The organism is Microbacterium sp. (genome assembly GCF_031988965.1).
GTDB lineage: Bacteria > Actinomycetota > Actinomycetes > Actinomycetales > Microbacteriaceae > Microbacterium.
Window position 1 is genome coordinate 1 of the sequence record NZ_DALZXX010000220.1, and the last position, 3,232, is coordinate 3,232.

Annotated in this window: 3 protein-coding genes; all 3 read right to left on the minus strand. The window is 70.5% G+C overall.

Translation table 11 applies throughout. The annotated features are described in order from the left end of the window. The coding region (glp, locus tag RTM68_RS17845; RefSeq protein WP_312173557.1) for a gephyrin-like molybdotransferase Glp at positions 1-1,122 on the minus strand (1,122 nt) is incomplete at its 3' end. Positions 1,123-1,198: 76 nt separating this feature from the next. Next, positions 1,199-1,426, minus strand: coding sequence for a methyltransferase (locus tag RTM68_RS17850; RefSeq protein WP_312173560.1), 228 nt, complete (start codon positions 1,424-1,426; stop codon positions 1,199-1,201). Between the two features lie 459 nt (positions 1,427-1,885). Next, positions 1,886-2,806, minus strand: coding sequence for a hypothetical protein (locus tag RTM68_RS17855; RefSeq protein ID WP_312173563.1), 921 nt, complete (start codon positions 2,804-2,806; stop codon positions 1,886-1,888). Between the last annotated feature and the right edge of the window lie 426 nt (positions 2,807-3,232).

Consider the following 3,232-nt stretch of genomic DNA (forward strand, 5'->3'; position numbering starts at 1 on the left):
CCAGGCCGACGGATCCGACCGATCGAGGGCCACCGGCACGTACTGCGTCCGGCCGAGCGGGCTGCGCCACCCGGCGGTGGTGGGCATCCGCAGCGTGGGCCGCTGCTGCTCTGACCGCCCCTGCAGCGCGAGGAGCGCCGGTCGCACGTACGCCTCGAACGACACCGCGACGCTCGCGGGGTTTCCGGGCAGGCCGAAGACCAGAGTGTCGCCGATGCGGCCGAACGCCTGCGGTCTGCCGGGCTGCATGGCCACGGCGACGAACGCGATGCGATCGCGGAGCACGTTCTTGACCACCTCGTGCGCTCCGGCGCTGACCCCGCCCGAGGTGATCACGACATCGGCCCGGGCGTCGGTGATCGCGCGGTCGAGCAGGGCGGCGAAAGCGGCATCCTCGTCCGTCACCGTGTCGATCGAGACGATGTCCGCTCCCGCCTCGGTGCACAGCGACGCGAGCAGTACCGAGTTCGATTCCGGGATCTGTCCTCGCGCCAGGTCGGCGCCGGGGGCGGCGAGCTCGCTGCCGGTCGAGATGACGGCGACGCGCGGACGCCGACGGACGAGCACGGTGTCGACTCCGGTGATCGCGATCGCCGTCTGCTGCAGAGGGCCGATCACACCTCCCGCGGGCGCGACCACGGCCCCGGCGCTCAGCTCCTCGCCGTGGCGTCGGATGTTCGCATTCGGGCGTGCAGGGGCCCGTGTCACGACGGCCGGTGCATCCCAGACCTGCAGGCCGTCGCGAGTGTGCTCGAACGGGACCACCGCGGTCGCGGAACGGGGGACCGGCGCCCCGGTCATGATGCGCACCGCCTCGCCGGGCCCGAGGTCGGGCTCCTCCGACGAGCCGGCGGGCAGGTCGGCGATCACCCGCAGCTCGACCGGGTTCTTCTCCGTGGCGGTCGCGACATCGTCGAGGCGCACGGCGTACCCGTCCATCGCGGAGTTGTCGAACAGGGGCACATCCACCCGGGCGATCACATCGGCAGCGAGCGTGCGGCCGACGGCGTCAGCGATCGACACGGGCTCGCCCGGCAACACGGCCGCGGCAGCGAGCACCGACGCCCGATGATCCTCGACCGTGCGCAGGCCGACGGGAGCAGGGGGAGTGGTGATGCGCATGCAGTCAGCGTACGACGGTCGCGGATGTGGTCCGCGACCGTCGCGCCCCTGCGCTCCCCGTCTGCGCTCCCCGTCTTCAGTGCTCGCGGAACATCGGCCAGGAGCTGCCCGGCGTCATGTGCGAGTGCAGTGCGCCCTTGGCCGACTCGAGAGTCGGATAGATGCCCGTCGCGGCATCCGATCCGGCCATGACGACCGTGTACCCCTCGTCATCGTGTCGGATGCTGCCGACGACCCCGTTCGTCCCGTACGCCACCCAGAGGGCCAGGGTCTTGGTCGTGTGCAGGGTCTTGGTAGTGCTCATCATCGAACCCCTTCCGTTACCGGTGACGCTACGCCCGGCGCGGTCGCAAAACCAGCCCTTGACGCGGGGCCGCGGCAGGGATCGGGTTCGTGCTCGTGCCCGCCGCTCTCTGCGTTCCCGCCGCTCTCTGCGTGCCCCTCGTCTTCGCGGGGTCACTTTCGCACCGCCTGCAGCCGGGGTCAGGAATGCACCCGAAACAGGTGTTTCCGGTGCAGTTCTGACCCCGCAGCGGAGCGCGGTGCGGTTCTGGCCCCGCGCGGCACGGGTTCCGGTGCGGTTCTGACCCCGCGGTGGGGCGCGGTGCGGTTTGGCCCCGCGCGGCACGGGTTGTGTGCGACACGCAGCGGCGGGGGCGCGCCCTGCTGTCGTCGGCGACGGGCAACCGCAGACGGGCGAGAGAGCGGCCGCAGACGGGACTGGCGACCAACCTCAGGCGCGCGGGAACCCGCACCGAGTGCGTCACCGGGATGCGATCGCGTTGCGGACGCGGTCCAGCAGCGCCCGCCCGCCGTCGGCCAGATCGAGCTGGGTCACGCGGATCACGATCCATCCGAGATCCTCGAGCTCCCGCTGTCGCTGAACATCGCGACGCCACTGGGCCTTGTCCGTGCGGTGTCCGTCACCCTCATACTCGATCGTGATGCGGAGCGCGGGATAAGCCATGTCGCTCCTCGCCACGATCCGCTCATCCTCCCGGATCTCATATTGCACTTCGGGCTCGGGAAGACCTCCCTCCACGAGAAGGAGTCGCGTCTCCGTCTCTTTGGGGGACTCCACGCCATTGCGGGCCCTGGGGAGGGCGTCGCGAATCCGTCTGCTCCCGGGGAACCGTCCCCAGATGCGCAGGTGGTGCTCGATGTCGGTCACCGTCAGGAGCGGACGCCCCGTCCGAAGGCCTGGATAGTTGTCGGACGTGGTGATGAGCGCATCGAGAGCGACGACGATCTCGTCGTCGCTGAGCTCGGCGGCGCACATGAAGAGAGCCGAGATCGGATCGACGACCGGGATGCCGCCGATCCGCCACGGGCGCGCTCTTCCCGGAGCCAGGCGTCTTCCCGTGATCCCGCGGCTCCGAACTCGCGCCGAGTCGGTGTCCACCACGACGGTGAGTGGATCCTCGATGCTCCAGAATCCTGGATGCGGGCATCCCCACACCCGCATCGCCGTCTCGCCGCCGATGAGCTGTCCGGCACGTAGCCTGGGCGCGAGAGCCGCGACCCGTTGCAGCGGAGTAGCCGGCGCGCTCACCGAGCGCACGCCGTGAAACGGACGGGCGAGGTCGCGAGCCGCAGCGCGTCGCCGACCGACGCCCGAGTCCGCAGCCTGGCGCACGGTGAAGTGGGGGCCGAGGTCGTCGGGCAGCGGGATCCGGTGTCGCATCCGTTCAGGGTCCAGCACCGCGATCGAGTCCGGATGCACGGTGACCCGGTAGCGCCGGCGAATGTGGAAAAGTCGCGCCTGTGGATGAGTCGTGGTCACTGATACTTCGGTTGCCACAGCGCGGCGCCGACCCGTTCTCGCTCAGACGGCCGCCGTGCGGGGTCGATTTCGCACCGGCGCGTTCAGGTGGGGTCGATTTCGCACCGGAAACCGCGTTCTGCGGTGCGAAGTTGACCCCGCGGGGATGTGCGGTCGTTTACTCGCTCAGACGGCCACCGTGTGGGGTCGATTTCGTACCGGCGCGTTCAGGCGCGGTCGATTTCGCACCGGAAACCGCGATCCCCGGTGCGGAATCGGCCCCGCGCAGGTCCCCGGTGCGGAATCGACCCCGCACAGGCGGGGCTGCAGCGCAGGCGGGGCGGCAGA

Bases quoted from the DNA above. Each gene is read 5' to 3' on its own strand.
- RTM68_RS17850 (WP_312173560.1), bottom strand. From the start codon at position 1,426: ATGAGCACTACCAAGACCCTGCACACGACCAAGACCCTGGCCCTCTGG.
- RTM68_RS17855 (WP_312173563.1), bottom strand. From the start codon at position 2,806: ATGCGACACCGGATCCCGCTGCCCGACGACCTCGGCCCCCACTTCACC.